This is a genomic window from Candidatus Kuenenia stuttgartiensis, assembly GCF_900232105.1.
GTDB classification, from domain to species: Bacteria; Planctomycetota; Brocadiia; order Brocadiales; family Brocadiaceae; genus Kuenenia; species Kuenenia stuttgartiensis_A.
In genome coordinates, this window is sequence record NZ_LT934425.1 from 263,778 (window position 1) to 287,865 (window position 24,088).

The 24,088-nt window shown below is 40.9% G+C and carries 27 protein-coding genes; 15 read left to right on the plus strand and 12 right to left on the minus strand.

The genetic code is table 11. The features are described from left to right. Positions 1-181: 181 nt before the first annotated feature. The 5 genes from KSMBR1_RS01360 to pyrB all read right to left on the minus strand — a co-directional run bounded on the left by KSMBR1_RS01360 (position 182) and on the right by pyrB (position 4,659). Positions 182-1,126 carry an NAD(P)H-binding protein gene (locus tag KSMBR1_RS01360; RefSeq protein ID WP_099323712.1) on the minus strand — a complete coding sequence of 315 codons (945 nt, stop codon included), beginning with the start codon at positions 1,124-1,126 and terminating at the stop codon, positions 182-184. 96 nt (positions 1,127-1,222) lie between these two features. Continuing rightward, entirely contained in the window at positions 1,223-1,912 is a 690-nt protein-coding gene (locus KSMBR1_RS01365; protein ID WP_197705301.1) for an RluA family pseudouridine synthase, read from the minus strand. A 205-nt stretch (positions 1,913-2,117) separates the two neighbouring features. Then, positions 2,118-3,068 (minus strand): calcium/sodium antiporter, encoded by a 951-nt coding sequence (locus tag KSMBR1_RS01370; RefSeq protein ID WP_197705302.1) that lies wholly within the window; start codon positions 3,066-3,068, stop codon positions 2,118-2,120. A gap of 221 nt (positions 3,069-3,289) precedes the next feature. Then, entirely contained in the window at positions 3,290-3,739 is a 450-nt protein-coding gene (gene pyrI, locus KSMBR1_RS01375; RefSeq protein WP_099323714.1) for an aspartate carbamoyltransferase regulatory subunit, read from the minus strand. Beyond that, positions 3,736-4,659, minus strand: a complete 924-nt coding sequence (gene pyrB / locus KSMBR1_RS01380) for an aspartate carbamoyltransferase (protein WP_099326938.1) — start codon at positions 4,657-4,659, stop codon at positions 3,736-3,738. The genes pyrI and pyrB overlap by 4 nt, the downstream gene beginning before the upstream one ends. Positions 4,660-4,904: 245 nt before the next feature. Here pyrB and KSMBR1_RS01385 point away from each other — a divergent pair, with 245 nt between their 5' ends. The 11 genes from KSMBR1_RS01385 (at position 4,905) to KSMBR1_RS01435 (ending at position 12,264) form a co-directional block, all read left to right on the plus strand. Beyond that, on the plus strand, positions 4,905-5,099 hold the full coding sequence (locus KSMBR1_RS01385; protein WP_099323715.1) for a hypothetical protein: 195 nt from the start codon (positions 4,905-4,907) through the stop codon (positions 5,097-5,099). A 100-nt stretch (positions 5,100-5,199) separates the two neighbouring features. Then, positions 5,200-6,072, plus strand: a complete 873-nt coding sequence (locus KSMBR1_RS01390) for a tetratricopeptide repeat protein (RefSeq protein WP_157775656.1) — start codon at positions 5,200-5,202, stop codon at positions 6,070-6,072. 272 nt (positions 6,073-6,344) lie between these two features. Further along, positions 6,345-7,166, plus strand: a complete 822-nt coding sequence (locus KSMBR1_RS01395; protein WP_099323717.1) for a hypothetical protein — start codon at positions 6,345-6,347, stop codon at positions 7,164-7,166. A gap of 158 nt (positions 7,167-7,324) precedes the next feature. Then, positions 7,325-7,498 carry a ribbon-helix-helix domain-containing protein gene (locus KSMBR1_RS01400; RefSeq protein ID WP_099323718.1) on the plus strand — a complete coding sequence of 58 codons (174 nt, stop codon included), beginning with the start codon at positions 7,325-7,327 and terminating at the stop codon, positions 7,496-7,498. A 78-nt stretch (positions 7,499-7,576) separates the two neighbouring features. Then, positions 7,577-7,795: a hypothetical protein gene (locus KSMBR1_RS01405; RefSeq protein ID WP_099323719.1), complete on the plus strand. Its 219-nt coding sequence runs from the start codon at positions 7,577-7,579 to the stop codon at positions 7,793-7,795. Between the two features lie 69 nt (positions 7,796-7,864). Next, on the plus strand, positions 7,865-8,356 hold the full coding sequence (locus KSMBR1_RS01410; protein WP_099323720.1) for a bifunctional DNA primase/polymerase: 492 nt from the start codon (positions 7,865-7,867) through the stop codon (positions 8,354-8,356). Then, positions 8,341-10,227, plus strand: coding sequence for a primase C-terminal domain-containing protein (locus tag KSMBR1_RS01415; protein ID WP_099323721.1), 1,887 nt, complete (start codon positions 8,341-8,343; stop codon positions 10,225-10,227). Before KSMBR1_RS01410 ends, KSMBR1_RS01415 begins: the two co-directional genes overlap by 16 nt. Next, positions 10,224-10,613, plus strand: coding sequence for a hypothetical protein (locus KSMBR1_RS21740; protein WP_197705304.1), 390 nt, complete (start codon positions 10,224-10,226; stop codon positions 10,611-10,613). The genes KSMBR1_RS01415 and KSMBR1_RS21740 overlap by 4 nt, the downstream gene beginning before the upstream one ends. An 18-nt stretch (positions 10,614-10,631) precedes the next feature. Next, positions 10,632-10,820, plus strand: coding sequence for a helix-turn-helix domain-containing protein (locus KSMBR1_RS01425; protein WP_099323722.1), 189 nt, complete (start codon positions 10,632-10,634; stop codon positions 10,818-10,820). Beyond that, the gene (locus KSMBR1_RS01430) at positions 10,813-11,298 is read left to right on the plus strand and encodes a hypothetical protein (RefSeq protein WP_099323723.1); all 486 of its coding nucleotides are present in this window, start codon (positions 10,813-10,815) and stop codon (positions 11,296-11,298) included. Before KSMBR1_RS01425 ends, KSMBR1_RS01430 begins: the two co-directional genes overlap by 8 nt. Positions 11,299-11,424: 126 nt before the next feature. Further along, entirely contained in the window at positions 11,425-12,264 is an 840-nt protein-coding gene (locus KSMBR1_RS01435; RefSeq protein WP_099323724.1) for a DNA adenine methylase, read from the plus strand. 25 nt (positions 12,265-12,289) lie between these two features. Here the strand turns inward: KSMBR1_RS01435 and KSMBR1_RS01440 are convergent, their stop codons facing one another. Next, positions 12,290-12,946 (minus strand): hypothetical protein, encoded by a 657-nt coding sequence (locus KSMBR1_RS01440; protein WP_099323725.1) that lies wholly within the window; start codon positions 12,944-12,946, stop codon positions 12,290-12,292. Between the two features lie 79 nt (positions 12,947-13,025). Then, a complete protein-coding gene (locus tag KSMBR1_RS01445) occupies positions 13,026-13,283 on the minus strand; it encodes a hypothetical protein (RefSeq protein ID WP_099323726.1) in 258 nt (85 codons plus the stop codon). A gap of 357 nt (positions 13,284-13,640) precedes the next feature. Between KSMBR1_RS01445 and KSMBR1_RS20600 the strand changes: the two genes are divergently transcribed. The 4 genes from KSMBR1_RS20600 (at position 13,641) to gpmA (ending at position 18,368) form a co-directional block, all read left to right on the plus strand. Then, a complete protein-coding gene (locus tag KSMBR1_RS20600) occupies positions 13,641-14,813 on the plus strand; it encodes a tyrosine-type recombinase/integrase (protein ID WP_157775660.1) in 1,173 nt (390 codons plus the stop codon). 276 nt (positions 14,814-15,089) lie between these two features. Continuing rightward, complete coding sequence (locus KSMBR1_RS01455; RefSeq protein WP_099323727.1) at positions 15,090-16,385, plus strand: homoserine dehydrogenase; 1,296 nt, start codon at positions 15,090-15,092, stop codon at positions 16,383-16,385. Between the two features lie 9 nt (positions 16,386-16,394). After that, positions 16,395-17,588, plus strand: a complete 1,194-nt coding sequence (locus tag KSMBR1_RS01460) for a cofactor-independent phosphoglycerate mutase (protein ID WP_099323728.1) — start codon at positions 16,395-16,397, stop codon at positions 17,586-17,588. 84 nt (positions 17,589-17,672) lie between these two features. Next, positions 17,673-18,368, plus strand: coding sequence for a 2,3-diphosphoglycerate-dependent phosphoglycerate mutase (gpmA, locus tag KSMBR1_RS01465; RefSeq protein WP_099323729.1), 696 nt, complete (start codon positions 17,673-17,675; stop codon positions 18,366-18,368). 42 nt (positions 18,369-18,410) lie between these two features. On the opposite strand, the gene KSMBR1_RS01470 is transcribed toward gpmA, so the two are convergent. The 5 genes from KSMBR1_RS01470 to KSMBR1_RS01490 all read right to left on the minus strand — a co-directional run bounded on the left by KSMBR1_RS01470 (position 18,411) and on the right by KSMBR1_RS01490 (position 23,923). After that, complete coding sequence (locus tag KSMBR1_RS01470; protein ID WP_099323730.1) at positions 18,411-18,980, minus strand: Uma2 family endonuclease; 570 nt, start codon at positions 18,978-18,980, stop codon at positions 18,411-18,413. A gap of 135 nt (positions 18,981-19,115) precedes the next feature. Continuing rightward, complete coding sequence (locus KSMBR1_RS01475) at positions 19,116-20,030, minus strand: formate/nitrite transporter family protein (protein ID WP_099323731.1); 915 nt, start codon at positions 20,028-20,030, stop codon at positions 19,116-19,118. A gap of 162 nt (positions 20,031-20,192) precedes the next feature. Next, positions 20,193-21,566 carry a sigma-54-dependent transcriptional regulator gene (locus KSMBR1_RS01480; RefSeq protein ID WP_099323732.1) on the minus strand — a complete coding sequence of 458 codons (1,374 nt, stop codon included), beginning with the start codon at positions 21,564-21,566 and terminating at the stop codon, positions 20,193-20,195. 23 nt (positions 21,567-21,589) lie between these two features. Then, positions 21,590-22,237, minus strand: coding sequence for a coiled-coil domain-containing protein (locus KSMBR1_RS01485; protein WP_099323733.1), 648 nt, complete (start codon positions 22,235-22,237; stop codon positions 21,590-21,592). A 48-nt stretch (positions 22,238-22,285) separates the two neighbouring features. Further along, positions 22,286-23,923 carry a sensor histidine kinase gene (locus KSMBR1_RS01490; RefSeq protein WP_099323734.1) on the minus strand — a complete coding sequence of 546 codons (1,638 nt, stop codon included), beginning with the start codon at positions 23,921-23,923 and terminating at the stop codon, positions 22,286-22,288. Positions 23,924-24,088 lie beyond the last annotated feature (165 nt).

Here is a 24,088-nt window from a genome sequence, read left to right on the forward strand (position 1 = left end):
TTATGCACTTTTGATATAGTTGTGAGTAATATTGCGTAATGTTGTTTAGTGTTGTTTCACCAGTGTTTTCACCTGTTTGCTATCTAAACTTGTTATAGTGTTTCTTTGTCTGCGTCGGTGTGTTTTTGTGATTGGGTATGAAGCTGATACGACATAAAAACAGTGTACAGGGGTTATTGCATTACCCACCTTTTTTCAAGCCAAACGATGCAATACGTTCTTCCCGCTCTTTCTTCATCTGTTCCGCACATTCCTTCAGTGCATCTTCTACCGGCTTGGGAGCATGTCCGGTAATTTCTTTAAATCGATTGTTTGAATAGACTGAATCATTTATAAGACTTTCTGCTAACGCCCTCGCAATAGAATTTGGGACGCCTGTTACAAACTCTACCCAGAGAGACGATAACGAAATAGCAAAAAATGGCACGGGTAAAATGACATTTGCATAACCATGTATCGATTTTCCGCAAAGGGACAACAAGTCACGATAATGCATTATATCCGATCCTATTTCAAAGATTTCATGTCCTTTTATATCCCTTTTAATCGACTTCTCAAGCACTTCAACGGCATCTTCAAGCGCAATGGGGGCGCACAGTGAATTCAGCCACTTTGGCGTTATCATTATGGGGAGACGCTTCGCAAGGTAATATACCATCCTGTACGAGGCGCTGCAGGTACCCAGCAGGACGCTTGCACGGACTTCACCCACACTTATCCCGTGTGCTGCAAGCGCTTCCCCTGTTTCCCTCCTGCTCTTCAAATGGTGCGAAAGTTTTTCATGCTTTGGAATAATACCGCTTAAATATATAATCTTTTTTATCTCTGTTTTAGACGCCGCTTCCCCCGTTTTTTGAGCATACATTTTATCAAGAGACTCAAATCCGGAAGATTTTAGAGAATGTACCAAATATACCAGAACTTCAGCGCCTTGAAGAAAATCCCTAATACTTTCAGGATATTCCAGATTCACCGTCCTCCACGTCAATCTCTCAGAAACCAAACCGTTGACGGTCTTGTTTTCGGATCTGCATGCGGCAATTATATTATGATCATTGGCGGTAATAAGTTTTTTTATGAGGCTATGCCCAACACAACCTGTCGCTCCAAGAATTGCTACTTGCATAGCATTTATTTAAATAAAGGTGTATAAAGTTGATTATGTGATATTTTACAAAAAAGGCCTGACTACACGTCTCGAAAAATAACTGCCTGTATCCTTTTATTCTTCACTGGTTTGTAAAGGTTTATCCTCACCATCTATACCACCCACCAGTTTATTAAAATATCCTGGCGCCTTTGTTTCAAAAGTAATCGGCTTTCCGCTGAACGGGTGTTTGAAAGATATCGAATACGCATGGAGCGCTAACCGTTTGTAAGCCCCTTTTTCTTTTCCATACTTTTTATCGCCCACAATCGGGTATCCCTGTTCGGTAAGATGTACCCGTATCTGATTCTTTCTGCCGGTCAAAAGTTTAATTTCCAACAAACTGAAGTATTTGGTTTCTTTAAGAACCCTATACACAGTATGGGACAATTTCCCTTTTTTTGTGTCAGACGTGGAATACACAACCTGAGCTTTATTCTCCGCCAGGTATGTGCTGATAGTTCCTGCTTTCTTTGCAAGTCTGCCATGAACTACCGTCAGATATTTCTTCTCCGTATTCTGCCATTGGCTCTGCAAATTAAGCTTTGACCTTATATTCTTTGCAAAAAGAAGCAGTCCTGAAGCATCACGATCAAGGCGGTGAATAATAAAAACGTGTTTTCTGGATTTAACGCATCCCTTACGCACATAATCATTGAGCATGTAATAAGCGGTTTTTGTCTTATTTGTATCCGTACCCATGGTTAAAAGACCTGCCGGTTTATCTATCACCAGTATGTCTTCGTCTTCATAAAGTATTGCCAATCCTCTTGGATGATATCTTTTGGAAAAATGTTTCTTTTTAGGCATATTGCATAGTTTAATAAATATTCTTCATTGAGAAAAAACTATCTGCGATGTTGTCCCATAATAGTTTGTTTCCATGTCATATAAAAATATAAGAATTTTTTAATCTGTGGTTCCTCTTTAGTATATCATGTTTGTTTGGTTCTGGTTTGTCCAGCTTAGGTTATACAGGAGGAATGTTGTGGAGAAGGTAATAAATATAACCACCGTAACCAGCTAATAACAAAGCGCCTTCCCACCTGTCCAGTGAAAACCTCGACCATGCAAAGGGGAGCAACACAAGGGCGTACAATCCCATGACGCCAAAATCAACAATATTGAAATTCTTCCTTGTTATTGGATGTGCCAGAGAGGCAATGCCTAATATTCCAAGAATATTGAATATATTAGAACCCACTACATTACCAATTGCAATATCTCCCTCTTTTTTAATAGCGGCAACCACCGAAGTTGCTAATTCAGGCATGCTGGTTCCTACCGCAACAATTGTCAGCCCAATAATCGCCTCACGTACTCCAAAATATCTTGCTAATTCCACAGCGCCTTTAACAAATAATGTCCCACCACCAATAAGCATACCAAGGCCTATTACAATCAACCCCACAGGAATCCACATCCTTCCTTTAATTATTGGGATTCCCTCTGCGTACTCACGTTGAACAGATGGTTCCTTCTCTTTGCGTGCCTGATAGTAACAATAGTAAACATACACAATAATTCCAATTGTCAGCAATATGCCGTCCCAATATTGCAATTGCCCATCCATAAGAAGTGCCCAGATTACTATGGATACAACAATCATAATGGGAATCTCTCTTCGAACTACTTGTGCCTGCACCGATATTGGATGAATAATGGCAGCTACGCCAAGGATGAGGCCAATATTTACAATATTAGAACCAATTATATTCCCCAGAGCAATAGAGTCGTTACCATTGAGGGCAGCTTGAATGCTTACTGCAAGTTCCGGACTACTTGTTCCGAATGCTACAATGGTTAACCCAATTACCAGTGGCGTAATACCCAAACGCAATGCCAGCGACGAACCTCCCCTGACAAGGGCTTCGGCGCCAATCATTAAAATCACAAAACCGCCAATAAGAAACAGCAACATACTTATCACAAACATTCCTTTTTCACAGAAAGACTCTTTTAATAAAGCAGGGGCGAAGCATTTGCCTGCATAGAAGACAAAGACATAAAATGATGTATACGCACCAATTCTGCTCTATTGAACGAGTTATACTGTACACAGGCAAATGCTTCGCCCCTACACAGTAATGCTTTTCGAAAAATAGAGTTATTTGACTATAACCGATTGAAAACCCGCCCGGTTTAAATAAGCACAATATCATTTGCACTCATAACACGTTCACAATAGTAGCATCGCAGTTTTATGGGATTTTTACGGAGGAGGTGTTGTCGTGTCTTAATGTTGCCATAGTTACTTATACAATTTGGGTTAAAACACTTTACGATACCCTCAATCATCTCAGGCACTATGACTTCAAACTTCTTCACCACTTCATAATCTTTGATAATATTTACCGTGGCATTCGGGGCAATAAGGGCAATTTTGTTCACCTCTTTCTGGTCAAGTATCTTTCCCCCGATCTTTATAATACCTTTTTTACCCAGGCATTTGCTTGATAAGTTCATGCCAACAAGGACCACGTCCTCTTCGGCCTTTATGTTTAAGATATCAGCGACTTTTAACGTGCTCTTGCTGTCGATATGATCGATTACCGAACCGTCTTTGATAGCGGAAACGTCTAACTGTTTCATTCTGTTGCGCCCAATACTGCTGCCAAAATAGCCTTTCGCACCGGCACGCCATTGCGCACCTGGTCAAAATATACCGCATAATTTGTCCCATCAAGACTTTCGTCCATCTCATCCACACGCGGTAAAGGATGCATTATCTTTAAATCGTCCTTTACCCCCAATCCCTCAATCATGGGTTTGCTCAACCTGTAAATCCCACGTACCTTTTCAAACTCTATTGGGTCGGCAAAACGCTCTTCCTGGATCCGCGTGCAATAAATCACATCAAGTTGTTTCCCGATACCTTGCAGGGATTCTGCCTCATGGCATGTTACGCGCCTTTTCTTCAGTTCTTCCATACAATCATTCGGCATTCTTAAATTAGGTGGAGAGATAAAGTACATTTCTGCTCCGAAATAGGCAAGGGCATAGGCGAGAGAGTGTACCGTTCTGCCATATTTAAGGTCTCCTAAAAAGCCAATTTTTAGCCCCTCAAGAATGCCTTTTGTTTTTAGAATGGTGTAAAGATCGAGAAACGTTTGGGTTGGGTGCTGGTTGGAACCGTCACCGGCATTAATCACCGGCACATTAACAATATCTGCGGCAAGCTGTGCAGCTCCTTCAAGATAGTGGCGAAGAACAACAACGTCACAATATCCCTCAATTGTCTTTAACGAATCGCTGAAGGATTCGCCCTTAGCAATGGACGTGGCGCCAGACTCCGCAAACCCGATTACCATACCGCCGAGTCGTTTCATTGCGGCTTCAAAACTTAACCTGGTCCTTGTGGAAGGCTCAAAAAACAGCACTGACAGTACCTTCCCCTTCAGGATTTGGGAATAATCGGTTTGTTCCATTCTTTTCGTGACGTCAAGAATGTATAAAATCTCTTCTTTATTGAAATGGAGGATAGAAATAATATCTCTTTGTTTGAAACTGATCATGTGTTCCTGCGATTGATAGAGGAGTGGCACTGTTTAATATTTGAAAAGATATTATCAGACCAATTTCAACATTACAAGTATTAATTTCTAACACAGCTTAGCGGGTTTTTTGTCTTTTCTTGTTTATTCTTATATGCTATTGTGTAGCCTGTAAAATCAGGGGTTAGAAAGCATGAGCGTTATTGTTTGGTTTGTTTTGTTTTCGTTACATTTTATTTGAAGTACGACTGAGGTACGACTTTATGAAAAAGCTTTTGTTCTTAATTCTTGTGTTTCTTGTTGCCGGATGCACTTCAACGGTGTCACAAACGGATCAACAGTATTACAACGTTTACGATGAACAGGGAAAGCGCAAAGGCTACATAAAAGAGCGGGACGGACATTTTACCATTTACGATGAGAACTGGCAGCGTAAGGGGTATCTGGAGCGCAAATAGTGATAATGATTAAGGGCTAGGGATGATCACCCGAAAAGCCGCAATCCTGAGCGGGTGCCCTTTATCTACTTTCAGGGGTTATTCACAGGAGGATAACGTTATGGCTGAAACACCAAGTAAGCTGGATTTTATCAAGGTCTATGACTGGTTAGTCTGTAACATCGACAAGGAGGGATTAATGAGAGAAAACGAACGCATAGATATGGCAGCAACAGAGGCTTATAAACCACTACCAGGTGACCTAAAAAGGGTAGGGGAGTGGCGGCACGTAAGGAAAGAAGGGGCAATTGCGACATGGGCAAGAATCTTACGTCTTAGTTATTTCGCCTTGGCCATCGCGATATTCATTGGCAATGCCTATGCCGGGTCAGGTGAGAATATGGCCGAAATAGATACATGCAAACAAGCCGTAATAGCTAAACCCGATGATCCGGAAGCTCATTTTAAGCTTGGCAATGCCTATGCCAAGTCAGGCATGTATACGGAGGCAATAGAGGCTTACAAACAGGCGATAAGGATTGAACCTGATTATGCAGATGCTCATTGTAAGCTTGGTGCTGTCTATGCCAAGTCAGGCATGTATACGGAGGCAATAGAGGCTTTTAAACAGGCGATAAGGATTAAACCTGATTATGTAGGCGCTCATCTTGGTCTTGGCATTTCCTATGACGAGTCAGGCATGCATCAGGAAGCAATAGCGGCTTACAAACAGGCTATAAGGATTGAACCTGATTTTGCAGGCGCTCATAATAATCTTGGTGCTGCCTATGCCGAGTCAGGCATGTATAGGGAAGCAATAGAGGCTTTTATACAGGCTATAAGGATTAAACCTGATGATGTAGGCGCTCATTTTGGTCTTGGTGCTGCCTGTTTGATATTAAACGAGAGAGGCTCTGCCCTAGAACAATATAAGATACTCAAAGACCTTGACGCTGAAGCGGCCAATAAGTTGTTCGATCTGATTTATAAATAGAAAAACCCCCATAGGGGAGAAGGAGAGAGGTCAGGCATGGTTAGAACAATCAGAGCCAGATTTTCGCATGGCGTAATTGAACCTTTGGAAAAAGTAGACCGGAAAGAGACTCCTTTTTTGAGGTAGGGGGTATGCATGGGACTTCAGTTTGCAGTCAAATAATTGTATCCCCTATCTAACTTTTTTTGCATAAAGGTTGACGAACCGAAAGCCGCAATCCTGAGCGGCGGCCCTTTATCCACTTTCAGGGTTATTTACAGGAGGATAACGATATGCGGGAAAATCTCAGCGATTCAGCAGCAAATCTTAAGAATATATTCGAAGAGTATTACTACTTAATTATTAATACCGGCAGTGATAGCCATTTTCTTACTAAAGACAAATACAACGAAATAATGGATAGGTGTGTGAGAACTTTATCCAAAAGAGGTCTTTTGTTGGTTATGGCTGGTAATAAATTAATCATTTCATTTGAAGATGTGAAAGATTTGGACAGGGAATTATTTAAGACGTGGCCATACTATAGTTACAAAGAATTGGATGAAATGGGACTCTGTAAAATCAATGGGAACGGGCAAAAGACGTATCCAAGCTGGATGATCAACAGAGAGGCAAAACTTAAGGAATATTTTCAAGATCAATATCTGGATTGTTTAGAAAAAATTGAGAACCGCAAATTAGGGGCGAGCACACCGATGCAAATACCCAGAGATACGAAATGCCAAGATTTGGTTAGCAAGCCAGAGAAAGAGCAGGCGAGCATTGATAAACTTTTCTATGATGATCATAAGCGTATTCTGTTTTTTGATAATGAAACACAGTACAAACTGACAAAAAAAGAACAGACATTGGTCGAATGTTTAAGAAGCGATGAACAGGATGTAGAAGACATATGCGAAAAAATTTGGGAGGATAGGGAAGCCAGGGGCAAATTTGACGCACTTAAGTCAAAATTAAACGGAAAGATTAAGACACAATTTGGTGTTAAGCTAATCAGAAACACGGAAAAGGGAAGCGGTAAATACTGTTTTGAAATAAAGATAACTAATAAGAAATTCAAAAAGCAAGATGAAAGTAAGATGCCGGTAAGATAGATATGTTTTTGAATATACCTGCGAATTGTCTGTAAATTAAGGGGATTGAAGCCGATGTAAAAAAGTAAGATGAAAGTAAGATTTCATTGGTTGTATAAAGAAGCCATGAGGTAAGCGTTTACCTTGTGGCTTTTTTTGTTTTTACAGGAGGTATTTTTATGAGAGACGAACCGGGTAAATTTTTCAATTTTCTGATGCCTTACAGCCAATATGAGGAATTGAGGGGTTTGGCGAGAAAAACGGATTTACCGATGGCTGAAATAATCCGTCAGGCTGTGCGGTCGGTGTTGGAGTCAGGCGGGCGGGTTAGGCTGAAAAAGCCATGCGCTTAAAAGGCGAAAGACGAACTGGGGGGTTTGGGGTAAAGGAGCCGGGAATAGTCAGGATTAAACCACAGGAGAGTAACAGAAATGAACACAATGGAAAAACAGAAGGCAGTCTTTTCAGAGATCAGGGTAAGCAATATGGCTTTTTCCCTGATGGAAAGCATAGCGGAAGTTTACAAAGTGCCGGTTACGGAGATTATCCAGAATGCACTTCAGATGGTGTTGGAGGAATGCCTAAAAGAGTATCAGCGTCTTTACCGTGAAGGCAAAAAAACAGAAGCCTGCGACCCTTCGGAAAATTAACAGAAAAGCCTGCAACGGGGGGGATGCAGGCTTTCAGAAGATTAACAGATGGATGGAGCTTAACAAATTATGGATGATAAATCAACACTAGACTTTGCAATTTATTACACAGAAGAAAAGAATTTTTCAATCATACCCTTGATTGGCAAAATCCCTGATGCCAGCGTTTTGCCAAAAGAACCAAACGAAAAAGGCGAACCAAAACCAACATGGCGACCATATCAAAAGAGAAAGCCAACGCAGGATGAATTACAAAAATGGTTTGGCAATGGCAGTAAACGGAATATCGGCATTGTAACCGGCACTATTTCTGGCATTGCCGTTGTTGATTTGGACGGCAGGGAGGCTATACAGCTTGCAAAAGATTTAGAACTACCGGATACACCAGTTGTAAAGACGGCAAGGGGATATCATTTATATTACCGCTACCGTCCGGGTATTCGCAATTTTCAAAAGAGGGATGATCTGCCGGGGATTGACGTAAGGGGTGACGGTGGTTATGTTGTTGCGCCTCCTTCAATTCATACATCGGGGGTGCAATACGCATGGGCAAAGGGCTAGACGACATTCCAATGGCTGATTTTCCGGAGATTCTCTTGGCACGGCATGGAAACAATAACCATAAAACGCCAGTCAAAGAACTCTATAAAGGCGCAGCAGAAGGCAGCCGTAATGATGCGCTGGCACGTCTTGCCGGGTCATGGGTCCGTGACGGATTATCGCTTGAAGATTGTCTTGAGAATGCCAGGGTATGGAACACAATGAACAATCCGCCATTACCTGAGCGAGAGGTAGAGCAAACCGTCAGGAGTATTTTTGACAAGCATAAAAGAAGCGAAGCAGAAAACAAAGATAGCGAACTCGTGAAAAAATATGGAAATCCTTATTATTTCAAAAAACATGGCAAGGTGGAAAGCATTAATGAGGGTTATTGGGCAGGTTATCATTGTGCCAGGCATGAGGAATTTTACGAGCCTTGCGAAAAGAAATTTTATCATTACGACCCTACAGCGGGATTATACAGTCCTGTCACGCCAGACCGTATAAAACAGGAAATCAGCGAATACATATTGGAACACTCAAAAGATGTGCCGGGACTAGAGAAATGTAGGTCGGACAAAAACCTTAATGCGGTTACTAATCAATTACGTGGCATTGCAGAAAAAACAAATCCATTCGACAAAACAGACAGGCATTATGTCCACCTTAAAAACACAGTCTTGGTTTTTGATGGCAGCGGCAATATGAAACCGGAGCCGTTTTCACCAAACTTTTATTCCAGAAACCAAAGTCCGATTCCTTTCGATGAAAACGCAAGGTGTCCGAGATTTCTTAACGAATTAATAAAACCTGCCTTGAAAAAGTGTGATATACCACTTATGCAAAAATACTACGGGCAGTGCCTGCTTGGGCATAATATAACGCAAAGAACCCTTATCAAAGATGGGACGGCTGGCGGTGGCAAAACAACAAGTACAGCTATAATTCAAAAAATTGTTGGGCTGGAAAATGTTACACAATTAAGGACAAAGCACTTGGACGAAAGATTCGAGCTATTCCGTTTTTTAGGCAAAACTTTATTGGTGGGCGTGGATGTGCCGGGAAATTTTCTTTCTGAAAAAGGGGCGTATGTCCTAAAAGGACTTGTCGGCGGCGATTTATTAACAACGGAGAAAAAGGGCGGCAATGACGGTTTTTTGCTACATGGCAATTTTAACATAATTATAACTTCAAACTCTCGTTTACAGGTTAGATTCGACGGAGACCTTGCAGCGTGGAAACGTAGGCTTTTAATAGTGAGATATGAATTACCACCGCCAAAAATGAAGATTCCCGATTTTGCAAACATCCTCATTCGCGAGGAAGGGAGCGGAATACTAAATTGGGCGTTGGAAGGGCTTAGAATGTTGTTCGATGATATTCGTCAATATGGCGATATATGCTTAGGCGACAGTCAAAATCAAATTATTGATACTCTCATGGCTGAATCTGACAGCCTAAAACATTTTTTGAAAGACTGCGTAATGTTAGATGCCGAATTAGACTTGTCTATCAATGAGGTTGTCGAAAATTATGCAGAATATTGCGCTTCGCAGGGATGGAATCCAAAACCTATTACAATAATTCACCGTGAGGTTGAAAGGTTAATGCTGGAACTTTTCGGGGTGTCAAAGTCTCACAGCCTTATGAGAAACGGCAAAAGCGCCAAAGGTTTTCGTGGTGTTAAATTGAAATCATTACAGTTTGGGACGCTTGGGACACATGTTTTCAATCCCTTACGCACGGGAAAAAACATGCAAACTGAAGAAAAATATATAAGTACTAAGGAGTCAGAAAAAGGCGTCCCAAGCGTCCCAAAACCAATAAACCCCTCCGGTGAAAATCCGGATGACGAAATCCCTGAAAATTTATTGGAGCATATCGAAATATGATAAACGAGACACTTTTGGAACTTGAAAAGGCAGGCTATCGGGTCACGCTTAACGGCGACAAGATTTGCTTGGATTTCGTTGGCAAAGAAAAGCCTGCTATGGATACGGTTTTGCCTTTGCTTGAAGCCTTAAAACAAAATAAGGCGGAAGCTATTGTATGCCTTCAGCAGGCAGAAGCCTTAAACGAACGCATGGCGATAATGGGCGAGAATTGTTCACCGGATGAAGTGTTGCCTTATGTTACAGAATTTAACAGCCTGGTGATACCGTTTGCTTCACCTGCACGCTACCATTGGTGGAAAGGCGGGCAATCCCCTTGCGAGACATTAAAAGAATTGGGTAGGTGCGATTTGTTGGATAAGTATAGACACGTTTCGGGTAATTAAATTACGGAGATAGAAAAAATGAGTGAAGAAACTGTAAAACTTTTGTTAAGCATGGATGAAGCATGCCGGGTTTTAAGTTTGAAAAAAAGCACGTTGTATCAAATGGTGATGCGTAGACAAATCCCTGTGTGCAAAATAGGCAGGCTAAACCGGTTCCGCATGGAAGATTTACAGGTTTTTATTAAGGAGAATATGATTCATGGTTAAAAACGAACCTGAACCCAAGCGGAAGAACAAACCCAGGCGTAAGAACAAGCCTGTGAATCCTTTAAAGAAAAAACCCTTCAAAATAGATATTGGCAGAGCGTTGGAATTGCGTTACAAAAACGGCATGAGTTATAGCGAGATAGCCAGACATTTCGGCGTTGCAAAATCCGGAGTCCATGCCATTTTGGAGAAATTCACGAACCTTATCAGGGAGCCAGAGGAATTGGAGTTTTACGAGAAGTACAAGACGAAACTCCTTTCCTCTGCGGAACTTAAGATATTGGAAAAACTCATGGACGATGAAACCATAAAAGGGGCTTCTTTGAATAATGCCGCATACGCTTTTCAGAATTTGTTTAATGCGAATAGGCTTGAGCGGGGAAAGTCTACGTCCAATATAGACCTCCACGCCTCACTGGAAGAAATTGCCAGCCTTGAGGCCGAATACGAAGAATTAAAAGGAATGTTGGAGGATTGATGAAATCGCAGGAGATAAAAAACATGAATGAAAATTTGAAAGTAATGGAAAATGCCAAGATTAGTGAAATCATAGGGCTGGAAATATGTCGGCTTATAGGGTTTTTATTGAAAGAGACAAAAACCGTTGCTTAGAACTGCAAAATCGCCAGTCAATCGGATCGGCGGCAAATATCAATTAACCGGCTGGCTGTCTAAATATATGCCGGGACATGTTTGCTACGTTGAACCTTTTGCCGGTGCTGGCCATTTGCTTTTCAGCAAGCGACCTTCACCTGTAGAGGTCCTGAACGATATTGACGGCAATTTAATAAGCTTCTTTCGGGTGATAAAAGATACCGAAAAGAGACAAAAACTTATAGAAACGCTTGAGAACATGCCGTATGCAAGAAGTCTCTGGCAGGATATCCGGACCCGATGGAAAGCTGGCGATTTACCAGGGGATGCGATTGAACGGGCGGCATGGTGGTTTTACCTGAACCGTGTTACTTATGGCGGGGATATGCAGACAGGCGGCTTTGCAATGCCTTCAATAACAGGCAGAAATCCGGCACAAAGCTATTGCAATACCATTGACAGCCTTGAACACGTTGCCGGTAGGTTAAGGGGCGTTACCATAGAATGCTTGTCTTATGACGAAGTTGTCCGGCGTTATGATTCACCGGATAGTTTCTTCTACGTTGATCCGCCTTACCTGAATGCCGAAGGTTATTACGGCGACAGCTTCACGGAAAACGACCATTATAGGCTTTCAGAATTGCTCCATGGTATCAAGGGCAAGGCCATGATATCGCATTACCAGAACAGCTTATATGAAAGCCTGTATGCCGATTTTAACCGGCATGAATACCAGTCTTTCAAAGGCAGCCATAAGTCAGCCGGTGAAAAAAAGCCGGTTACTGTGGAATGCCTTTATATGAATTTCAAACCGGCTGTAAATAGGAGTTTGTTTGATGCGATGGAATGATTTTTGGATCTTTGATAATTTCTTATTATGGGCGGTTTTCTTTGTGATAGTGCAGGCTATTAGCGAACTCATCCGATGTCATCCCCAATGCCCGTGCAGGAGCATCTATCGTCAGTGCAAGGATTGTCTCGATTTCCTCATCTGCCAAATCCGGCTGCGCTTCTCGTATCTCTGTCTTTATCCTATCTCTGCCGTCCTCGATTTCTTCCTCTCCACGCACAAGCCGGTCGATATATTCATCAATTTCTTTATCTGTCAATACTTCCGGCAGTTCAGATTCTATTGCCTCCGCCCTTGTCAATACCTTGCCTGGTCTTTCGGCAGCTTCTGCTTCCTGCCTCACGGAATCTTCCTCAATACGGTTCTGTCTTAGCGTGTCCTTTCGTCTCAAGGTCGCCAATCTCGCAGCAATCATTGCGCGCTGGCTTTCATTGACTCTTGGCGGCTTCTGCTCTTTATAGCGGTTGGCAAAGTAGAGAAATAAAAGCATACTCCAGAAACCTATATTGAAAAACATATAGCCTCTATCTACATAATAACCGACACAGCAGCTAGCCACAAACACACAGACGGCACCTACTATAGCCCATGCTCTTATAAAAAAGTCACAAAAAGAAAAGGCAAAGCCTGCAATAGCAAGGGCAAGTATGATCAGAAATAGTAATGTCATCAATGCGTCCATTTTATTCCTTTCTGAGTAAATAGGCGATAGCAAAAAGAACCAGTGATATACAGACCCCGGATGAGCTGTTTGAAAAGGATTACAGCAGTTTTGAGACAGCAACGGCAATGCTGGTGCAGCCTGCTACTATGGCAAATATCTTCATGAGCAAATCGGCATGTGATGCTTTTATGCGTAATTCGAGTTTGTCGAGTTTTTCGTTTATAAACTCTTTCAAATCCTTTTGTCCGTCTATATGTGATTGCTCTATGGTTTCAGCCAGTATTTCAGCTTGTGCATGTGTGAACCCGACAGACTCAAACTTTCTTATGTTTTCTAATTCTTTAGTTATAGGCATGGTTTTTAGTGGGTATGCTTTTCTTTACGTTCCTGGTAGTAAACAAATACCGAAATAAAAAGAACGATGATTCCAACAACTATAAAACTAAAAGTAAAATTATCCATATTATTCATCCTTTCCGTCACAACATTCTATCAAATACATAAATGAAAGGGAATAGTAAATAAAATAGATAAAAACACATAAAAAAGAACATTGACAATAATTTGAAAGTACGGTAGTACGTACGCAAATACTGGTGTTGACGGACGCCATAGAGAATATGCCTGATAAAACAGGCAATCAGGGGCAACGGCATTCTTGAACCGTCATTCAAGGGTGTTTGTTGCCTTTTTTTATTACAGGAGGGTGGTTATGGCGGTTAGGTGGAAAAAATACCACAAAGAATGCAAGGGCAAGCGGGCTGAGGGCGACAGGTGCGGCAAGGTCGTTACAAAGGGGATCGACTGCAAAGGAAAGCGGGGATCGCATTGTCCTTCAGGGGTATCAAATCCTTGTGGAGCATGGGCGATTGATTACCGGGAAACGGACGGCAGATGGGTATCAAAGGTCTTTCCCGGCATATCACGGACGGAAGCAAGGGAGCGGCTGGAAGATATCCGGAGCAATATCAGAAGGGGTATGATAGGGCTACCACAAACACGAAAGACACCTACCCTGAAAGAATACGCCAAAAAGTATTTAGAGTTTTCTAAGGGCGACAAAGAAAACACGTTGTTATCAAAGAAAAGGGCTATTAATGTATTGGCGCAGTATCTTGGGGATTACAGGCTGGACAAGGTGACTACCTTCATTATTGAGAAATTCAGGATTGAGCGTAGGGAAAAGGACAAGGTGAAAGCTTCGGTTATAAATCAGGATATTGCAATATTAACCCATTTGTACAATACGGCAATAAAAGAAGGGGTAATTGATAAAACTCCATGCCAGAACGTAAAGAGACTCAAAACAGCACAGACGAAAGACCGGATATTGTCGCAGCCTGAAATTGCTTTATTGCTTGAAAAACTGCAAGGCAAAGACCGTCTGATGGTATTGGTAGGTCTTTTTACCGGGTTACGTTTAGGCGGTGTTTTAGGGCTTTCATGGGCTGATATAGACTTGACCAATAGGATCATAACGTCCAGTCATAAGACCGGCAAGCTGGTGTCTATCCCAATATCTGATTACCTTGCAGGTGAATTACGGAAGTGGAAGGAAACTAATCCGGGCGACAAGCTATTCGTAGAAGGCAGGGTAACAAACCGGGCGAGAATTAATCATAGTTGTCACTTTAGCAGTTTGTTCAAAGGCTTAGGCATTCAAAACTTTACCTTCCATAACCTACGACATACCTTTGCAAGTCTCCTGCAAGGCGAATTAGGCATTGGCGCAATAGTAGTGCAAGGCATGACCGGACATTCAAGCTTAGGAATGCTCCAGAAATATTCTCATACCGGCATGAACTCAAAGAAGGTAGCTATCAACGCCTTGACCGAACATGTGCTAAATACAACACCAAAGACCGTATTTGCCATAGCACAATAAATAAAGTACGACTGAGGTACGACTTTGCTTTAAGAACACCAGTAACGAATTGCCTTGTAAGGCTACAGCGATAAGGTTTTCGGGGCAACTTTCAGGTAGGTACTAACATTACAAGTATTAATTGCCACAGAATATAAAACCATTTTTCAGAAAGCAAATTTCATTGACAATAAATAAATTGTTTCGGTATAGTGCATTTTTAATTCTTTCCGGCAAAAGAATTGTCCTTATTTTTTACGTTCTATCGTACATTTTGAAAAACTCTCGGGATTAACTATGAAAAGAATACACGTAGGTATTATCGGTATGGGCACTATTGGGACGGGAGTCGCAAAAATTCTTCTGGAAGCCAATTCTCCCCTCAGGGAAAAGCTAGACACTGTCCCTGTATTAATGGGTATAGCCGATTGTAATCCTGATGCTAAGAATAAAATAGCTTTGCCTCCTGCTGTGACATTTACCACTGACGCAAATACCTTATTACATGACCCAAATATCCACATCATCGTCGAACTTGTAGGCGGGGCGACCATTGCAAAGGAAATTGTCATCAAGGCGCTTGAAAACGGAAAGGATGTCGTTACTGCGAACAAGATGCTCCTTGCCCTCCATGGCTCTGAATTATTCAGGAAAGCCCGCCAGCACGGGAAAAGCATCTCTTTCGAAGCAAGCGTTGGAGGGGGCATTCCGATCATCGCAGAACTTAGAGACGGCCTTATCGCAAACAAGATTGAATGTATTTTGGGAATAGTTAACGGCACAACTAACTATATATTAACCCGGATGACCAAAGAAAACGTCGAATACGGCGCAACCCTTAAGGAAGCACAAACACTTGGTTATGCTGAAAAAGACCCAACGATGGACGTTGAAGGCATTGATTCGGCGCACAAGCTTGCAATCCTTGCCAGGATTGGCTTTGGAGTGGATGTTAATTGCGAAAATATTTATTGTGAGGGTATCAGTAAAGTCGAACTCTCTGATATATGGTACGCCCATGAATTGGGATATACCTTAAAACTTCTTGCAATAGCAAAAAAAAGAGAGAGCGGTCTTGAATTGCGGGTACATCCTACACTCCTGCCACACGAACACCCTCTTTCTTCGGTAAACGGGGTATTTAACGCCATCTGTATCAAAGGAAGCGCTGTCGGAGATTCAATGATATACGGAAGAGGCGCCGGAGAAATGCCCACGGCAAGCGCAGTAGTCGCTGATATTGTTGACGTGGCGCTCGGTAGGGCAAATATTACCTTCAATACAATGAAAATCTTTTCCGGGCAATGCGAACGTGTTTCCATCGCCGATATGAAAGAGATAAAAACACGATATTACTTACGGTTCTCCGTAATAGACAGACCCGGTGTACTGGCAAAAATTTCCGGGATACTGGGAAATCATGAAATAAGCATTGCCTCGGTAATTCAACGGCAGGCAAAAGAAAAGGGACATGTCCCCCTCATCCTGATGACCCATATTGCGGAAGAAGGCAATTTGCTGAATGCGCTTTCTGAAATCAAACAATTAGACGTCGTAAAAGACCAAACACGATTCCTGCGTGTTGAAGAATAGGAGATATTCTTGAAATACTGCATTATCATTCCTGACGGCATGGCAGATTATCCAATAGAAAAACTGGGTGGAAGGACGCCCCTTGAGACCGCCCGTACGCCATATCTTGACCTCTTATCTGAAAACGGCCGGATAGGCACCGTTCAGACGATTCCGCGAGGATTCCCACCGGGAAGCGACGTTGCCAATCTTACGATAGTGGGATACAACCCAAGTGATTATTACACAGGCAGGGCCCCTCTGGAAGCGGCAAGTATTGGCATTCAACTGGAAGAAGAAGACTGCGCATTCCGGTGCAATTTCATTACTGCCAACGAAGACACCCTGGTAGATTTTTGTGCAGGACACATTAAAACGGAAGAGGCGGATATCCTTATAAAACTGCTCAATGAACGATTCGGGAATGATGCTATCCAATTTTATACAGGGAAAAGCTACCGCCACATTATGGTATATAAAGGTACGCAGAAGATAAACACCACATGTTTTCCCCCTCATGACATTATGGGAAAATCGATTGAAGAACATCTTCCAAAGGGGAAAGGAAGTGAAATCATCATTGATATCATGGAACGCTCGCGGGGACTACTATACAATCATGACATAAACAAGGTGCGTATTGACCTTCAGGAAAACCCTGCCAATATGATCTGGCTATGGGGTCACGGATATCGCCCCAAAATGCCTTCGTTCCAGGAACGATTCAACTTAAAAGGCGCTGTGATTACGGCAGTGGACCTGATCAAGGGTATTTCTCTCTATCTGGGATGGGACATTATAAACGTTCCCGGCGCTACAGGATACTACGACACTGATTACAGCAACAAGGGGAAATATGCCATCGAAGCACTGGAAAACCATGATATGGTACTGGTGCACATTGAATCGCCCGATGAAGCAGGACACGAAGGCAATATAAAAGAAAAGGTAACTGCTATTGAGCAAATTGACAGTAAGATTATAGGGCCAATTACAGATGCCGGGAACTCATTTCAGGAACTTCGTATTCTGGTGCTGCCGGATCATTACACACCAATTGAAAAAAGAACTCACACCGCGGAGCCCGTGCCCTTTGTAGTATGCGGCTCCGGCATTCAAAAAGATGATGGGAAGCCGCTTACGGAAGCAAATGCTGCGGCGTCAAAACTACATATCAGCAAGGGCCACGAGTTAATCGAACGCCTCATTTCAGGTTCTTTCTGATACGAAATTATATGTTTGTCCATGAATTTATTGAGAAATTTCAACAACCTAAACTGTTGCAAAACGGGAAAGATTTTTTGACCAATGATAAAGCTGGTACTGATAAGACATGGCGAGAGTATATGGAATTACGAAAATATATTCACCGGGTGGACGGACGTTGATTTATCGGCTCATGGAATTACAGAGGCAAAACAGGCAGGGAGCATTTTAAAAAAAGAGGGATATGTTTTTGATATTGCCTTCACTTCTGTCCTTAAAAGAGCAATTAAAACCTTGTGGTATATTTTAGATGAAATGGATTTAACGTGGATACCCGTACAAAAAACATGGAGATTGAATGAAAGGCACTATGGTGCATTGCAAGGTTTAAACAAAGCAGAGGTGGCTAAAAAATACGGGGAAGAACAGGTCTTTCTCTGGAGAAGAAGTTATGATACGCCTCCGCCCCCTCTTACGTTAACAGACAACCGCTATCCCGGCAACGACGTCAGATACCGGAGTCTTAGTAAAGAAGAAATTCCTTTCACCGAGAGCCTGAGAGATACCATTTTTCGATTTTTGCCGTACTGGGATGATGCCATAGCGCCTGCAATACGTGAGAAAAAAAGGGTTATCGTTGTAGCTCACGGAAATAGTTTGAGGGCTTTGGTCAAGTATCTTGATGATATACCAGACGATAAAATCGCTGAGTTAAGCATCCCGACAGGCATACCCCTTGTATACGAACTTGACGAAGGGTTAAAACCGACCTCAAAATATTATCTTCGCGGAGATTGAATGTTAAAGACGTGAAATCGAATGTGTTACCTTTTCATTTTTTTAAATAGATAATCCTAATATCCCGGATACTGTTAAGGTAATATCAGGAAAATTTTCTGGTGATATCTTTTGATTATAACGCCGTTTCATCATTATATTATAACCTTCAGGGGTTGGTTCATTATATATCTGCACAATATTTTCTATTAAATTCACCAGCCATACCTCTTTAATATTTGCCTTTGCATACAACGGGATTTTAGTTTCACAGTCATACGCTAAAGAGCTGTCTGCAACTTCTATAATTAAGAGAACATCTTCCGGTTGGGGGAGTTGTTCAGCATAAAAATCGGGACGTCTTTTTATTATTGTTATATCTGGTTCCGGTTCAGAGTATTCAGTCAGGCTTAAAGGATTTTGAATATTAACAATTGCCCTTTTCTGTAATTTTTCGCTAAAGAGTTCATTTAACCGGCTAACACATGCAGCATGCCGACTCCCAATGGGCGTCATATCAATGATCCTCCCCTCAACAAGTTCCACTCTGTCATCTTCATGCAGTATGTTACTTTCTATCAACCGATGATATTCTTTAACGTTAAAACGATGAATTGATAATGCTGTATTCATAATCACAAACCTCCATAATCAAAAAATTAACCACAGATGCAGCCGGATAAACACGGATTCGAATTTCTAAATGAGCGCATCTTTAGTATTTCGTGCTCATTTGGTTCCGGCTTGTCCACGTTAGGTCGTGTATGTTCATTTATTGTAATCAACGGGACAGCCCATGTGTGTTTTTTTCGTACGCGGCCGAAGATAAATAAACCAGAACATGATACCGATTAACATAACCCCTCCTACGATATTCCCAAAAGTAACCGGCAAAAGATTATTGATAAAAAAACCTTTCCACGTAAGCTGGGACAGGTTCAGCGTCCTTCCTGCCATTTTTTCAGCAGCGTCAACAACAAAGTGATTTTTCCGCAACATTATACCCATCGGGATAAAATACATGTTTGATACACACTGTTCAAATCCACTGGCAACGAAACCCCCGATAGGGAATATAATTGAAAAAATCTTGTCCGCTGTACTCTTTCCACTAAAGCATATCCAAATGGCAAGACATATCAACGCATTGCAAAGGACTCCACGGGTAAAAGCTGCGTTAAAAGAAAGATTAACCTTATTATGTGCTATAAGCAGGGCTTTCGCACCAACCATATGGTTAAAAAATTCCCATTGATGTGTTTCATACATCCACCACACCATTGTGAGACTGCCCACTAAATTACCAATGTATATGACGCCCCAATTTGTGAGCAGTTCATATAAAGTAATCTTTTTGCCTGCAAATCCAATAATACCGAGACAGTTGCCGGTAAAAACTTCTGCGCCTCCAATAACTGCCAGTATAAATCCAAGAGAATATACAATCCCTTCGATAAGTGAGGTAATTCCGTAGTGCAAGGTTGAATCACTTGTTACCAATGTAGAAAACTGTGCGCCAAAACCAAGATAAATCCCGGCCAAAACGCCAAGAGAAAAGGATTTGGAACGGTTTAGCGCTGCCTTATGTATCGTTACATCATAAATTGTTGTTGCGATTTTATATGGCGTATAGGCATCTATATCTATTAGCTTGACAGGGGATTGAGCGTTAGCGTCTTTCACAGCTTCCTTCCTGTAATTTAAGGGTCAGGGTCCGTGGTTTTGTTGTGATAAAACTTCTTGTGCGCCGTCTACGTACAAAAGAATAAATCGGTATTTTTGAGATTTTAAAAAGCCGGTTTCTACTGAACACGCCGGGGATTATTACGTAATAACATGTTACTTTTACAATTTACTAACATGTGCTTTATAATCTTCAGGATTAATATTGTATTTTTTTATCAGCTTATAGATATCAGCCCTGTAACGGCTTGCCATTTTTGATGCATTTGTAATGTTGCCATTGTTTGCCTTCAGTAGATTTTCGATGTATTCCCTTTCGAATCTTTCTTTCGCGTCCTTGTAAGAATGAAAAACATTTGTGGTGGTATTTCTTTCCGGAAAAATATCTTCCGGTTCAATATTATTTTTATTTGCCACGATGGCCGCATGCTCTATTTTGTTTCTTAATTCACGAATATTTCCCGGCCAGTCATACAAAAGCATCCTTTGTAAGGCAGCGGGAGAAAATCCAAGCGGGTCTTTCTTTAAAGCCTTGCAAAATTCCGTTATAAAATACGTTGCCAATAGCGGGATATCATCTTTTCTTTGCCTTAAGGGAGGAAGATAGACAGGCATAACATGTATTCTGTAAAACAAATCATCACGAAAAGTCCCTTCGCTCACTGCCTTTTGCAAATCGGTGTTCGAGGCGGCAATAATCCTGACGTTGATCTTTCTGTTCTTTGTACTTCCGACTGGTTTAATTTCCCTTTCTTGCAAAACTCTCAAAAGTTTTATTTGGAATATCATTGAAGTATTGCTGATTTCGTCAAGAAAGATTGACCCTTTATCGGCTTGCGCAAAAAGTCCCTCTTTTGATTCATGTGCGTCCGTATAAGCCCCTCGTATATGTCCGAACAGTTCATTTTCCAATAATCCCTCCGGGATAGCACCGCAGTTTGTGGCAATAAACGGCCCATTGGCACGGTTACTATTTTGGTGAATTGCCCTGGCTATCAATTCCTTTCCGGTACCGCTTTCTCCATAAATGATAACATTGCAATCAGTTTTTGACACCCTTGACACCAGTTCAAGGATTTCCAGCATCTGTTTATTTTTCCCGATAATCGGATTAAAATTGTTCCGTTCATCAAGCTGATTCCTTAGGTATTCTATTTCTTGTGTAAGCCTTTGTTTCTCAAGGGCATTTTTGATCTGCATTGCCAAATCATCATTCCTGAAGGGTTTGGCGATATAACTATAGGCGCCCCTTCTCATGGCTTCTACGGCGCTTTCTATACTTCCATGCGCCGTTATTATAATAATGGGGAGCTTGGGATAATTCTTTATTATATCTCTCATTAATTCTATACCATTTTCTTCAGACAACCGGAGGTCAACAAGAACAAGGTTAATCTTGTTCTGAAATAATACCGTTTTCGCTTCATCTCCGTCCTTTGCTATTGATACAGAATAGCCTAATGCTTTTAAACGCATCTGCAGGACTTCTAAAATGCTCGCATCATCATCTATAATAAGTATTTTTTCTTTTGACATAATAACAAATTATTACATATGAATTATTCCGGTTTTCTTATAGAGGTATCGCTTATCGTAGCCTTGGGAAGTAAATCTAATGGATTTACGGTAATACTACGACCGTCAGCTTCCTTCTTTTTTTCTTCTATTTGTAAATCGATTTCACTGAGCTTCCCAATATCTTTTTTAAGTGTTTTAATCTCAGTGGCGGCGCTGTGAAGATCGGTAGAAAGTTTTCCTATTGCCTGGTCTTTAGTGGCAAGACGGTCAAGAAGTTCAGATTTTTGGAGTTTTTCGATATTGTTCTTTAGTGTTTCAACCACCTCTTTGGTGGTACGGAGTTCATCAGAAATCTTTCCGATTACCTGATCTTTTTGAGAAATGCGGTCTAACAGATCACTTGCCTTAAGTTTTTCAATTTCTTTTTTGAGTGATTCTATTGTTGCTGAAGCAGTGCGGATTTCATCCGTAAGCCTTCCAATTTCCTGATCTTTCCATGAAAGGCGGTCTAAAAGATCATTTATTGCTTTTGCCTTATGTTGCACGTCAACCTTCATGATGTTAATTTCTTCGGTTTTTTTGGTTAATTCCTTTTTATAAGTAGTACTTGCGCAACCGATACACATTAAAAACACTGGAGCTAAAAGTAATGATAAAAAACAGGCTTTCTTCTTATTAATGAACTTCATTGTCAACTCCTATTTATAATGGACATTTATCTTTTTGTTTTACTCTTTTCAAGCGTTAAGAACAAAATCAACACGCAATGGCAGTGTAAAGTGGAACGTACTTCCGCTGCCACAATTACTCTCTAGCCATATATTTCCTCCATGGTCTTCAACAATATGTTTTGCTATAAAAAGCCCTAATCCTGTGCCTTTAATGCCACTTTCCCTCTTATTAACAACCTGTTGAAATTTGTCAAAAATAGAATTCTGATGTTCTTTGGGTATTCCAATTCCTGTGTCTGAGATGCTTATTTGCAGAAATGATTGTATATTGTTCAGCTTGCCTTGTTGCGCGAAAATAGGGGAAAGCATGGATGCATCAACTACAAATGCCTTTATAGTAATAACACCTCCTGTGGGTGTAAATTTAATCGAATTACTCAATAAATTATCCATTATCTGTGCGATTTTTCCCCGATCTAATAAAACATGGGGAACGAGAGAATCGTCTTCGTATTGAATAAAAATACCTTTCTTTTCCGTCAAAAAACGAACATCCTCGATGCTTTCCGAAATAACATCCCGAATCTGTGCAGGTTGAAAATTGTATCTCATCAATCCTGCCTCTATCCTTGATATATCTAATAGATCATTAATCATCAGTATAAGCCTAAGGGTATTTCCCTTGATAATATTGAGCAATTTCATCTGTTCAAAAGATATTTGTCCCGCTATTTTGTCCAGCATGAGTTCATTTGCTTCTTTAATAGCCGTCAAAGGCGTTTTCAAATTGTGTGAGATATTTGAAATAAAATCTGATTTCATGGTATCAAGCTGTTCAAGTTTTTTACTCATTTCATTAAATGACCTTCCCAAAGAACCAATTTCATCATTTGATGTAATATTGATCCTATGCTCTAAATCACCTTGGGCAATATGGTCGGTAGCTGCTTTAAGTGCGTTTATAGGCCTGTATATACTCCTAATGAAAAAGAATGAAAAAACCGCTACAAATGTGATTGCAAATAACATGATTGCCAGCGATATTTTGGTAGATTTTTGAACAGTTTCTTGAAATAGTCCCATTTTCTTAAATAAACCTGCTTGCTGCAAAATAATGAGGTTATTAATAGCATTCCTTAATTGGTCAATAGTTTTGTCTTTTTCCTCACCCATGAAAGAATAAGAAGAATCGTTTGTGTTATATTTCAAAAGTATAAATTCTTTTGCAGTAATTCTCAGGTAAAGATTATAAAGCGTTTCAATTTGAGCGGTAATTGTTATTAATTCTTTACTATTCCTCGCATCTTCTGTGGCGCCGGGCGGGTAGAACCAGTTAGCCCTTAAATATTTTACATACAAGGTGTTAAACTTATTAAAAATGTTATTTGTTTCATTGTTTATTTGTATTAATTTATTTACCAAATCAAGCCGATGGACAAATTCGTCTTTCTTTGCGGCAAAGATATCTAAAAAAGCCGGATCTTTTGTGATTGTATACTTTTTTTCACTACTGACTTGTTCCAATAGGATTTTTAACAACTTCTCTTCACTCTCTATAGAAGGAATGTCTTTGCTCAAAATTGAGGTTGACGCCTGATTGAGGTGTTTTAAGCGAAAAATCAAATAAAAACTCATCGACAACATAAGCAGCGTAATAACAACATAACCCAAAACCATGCGTTTCCATAAACTATTTTTTACCATAAGCAATCACCATTAAACTCTCAATTGTCTTTATTTGTCTTTTCTGCAGTAAATCCGGGTTGTGTGAACAGGAATGCTATTGTTTGTAAATGACCGTTGAAAATGGGAGTATTTTCAATTTCAGGATTTCTCAAAGTCTTATTATTTTTATCTATTGGCTGACGG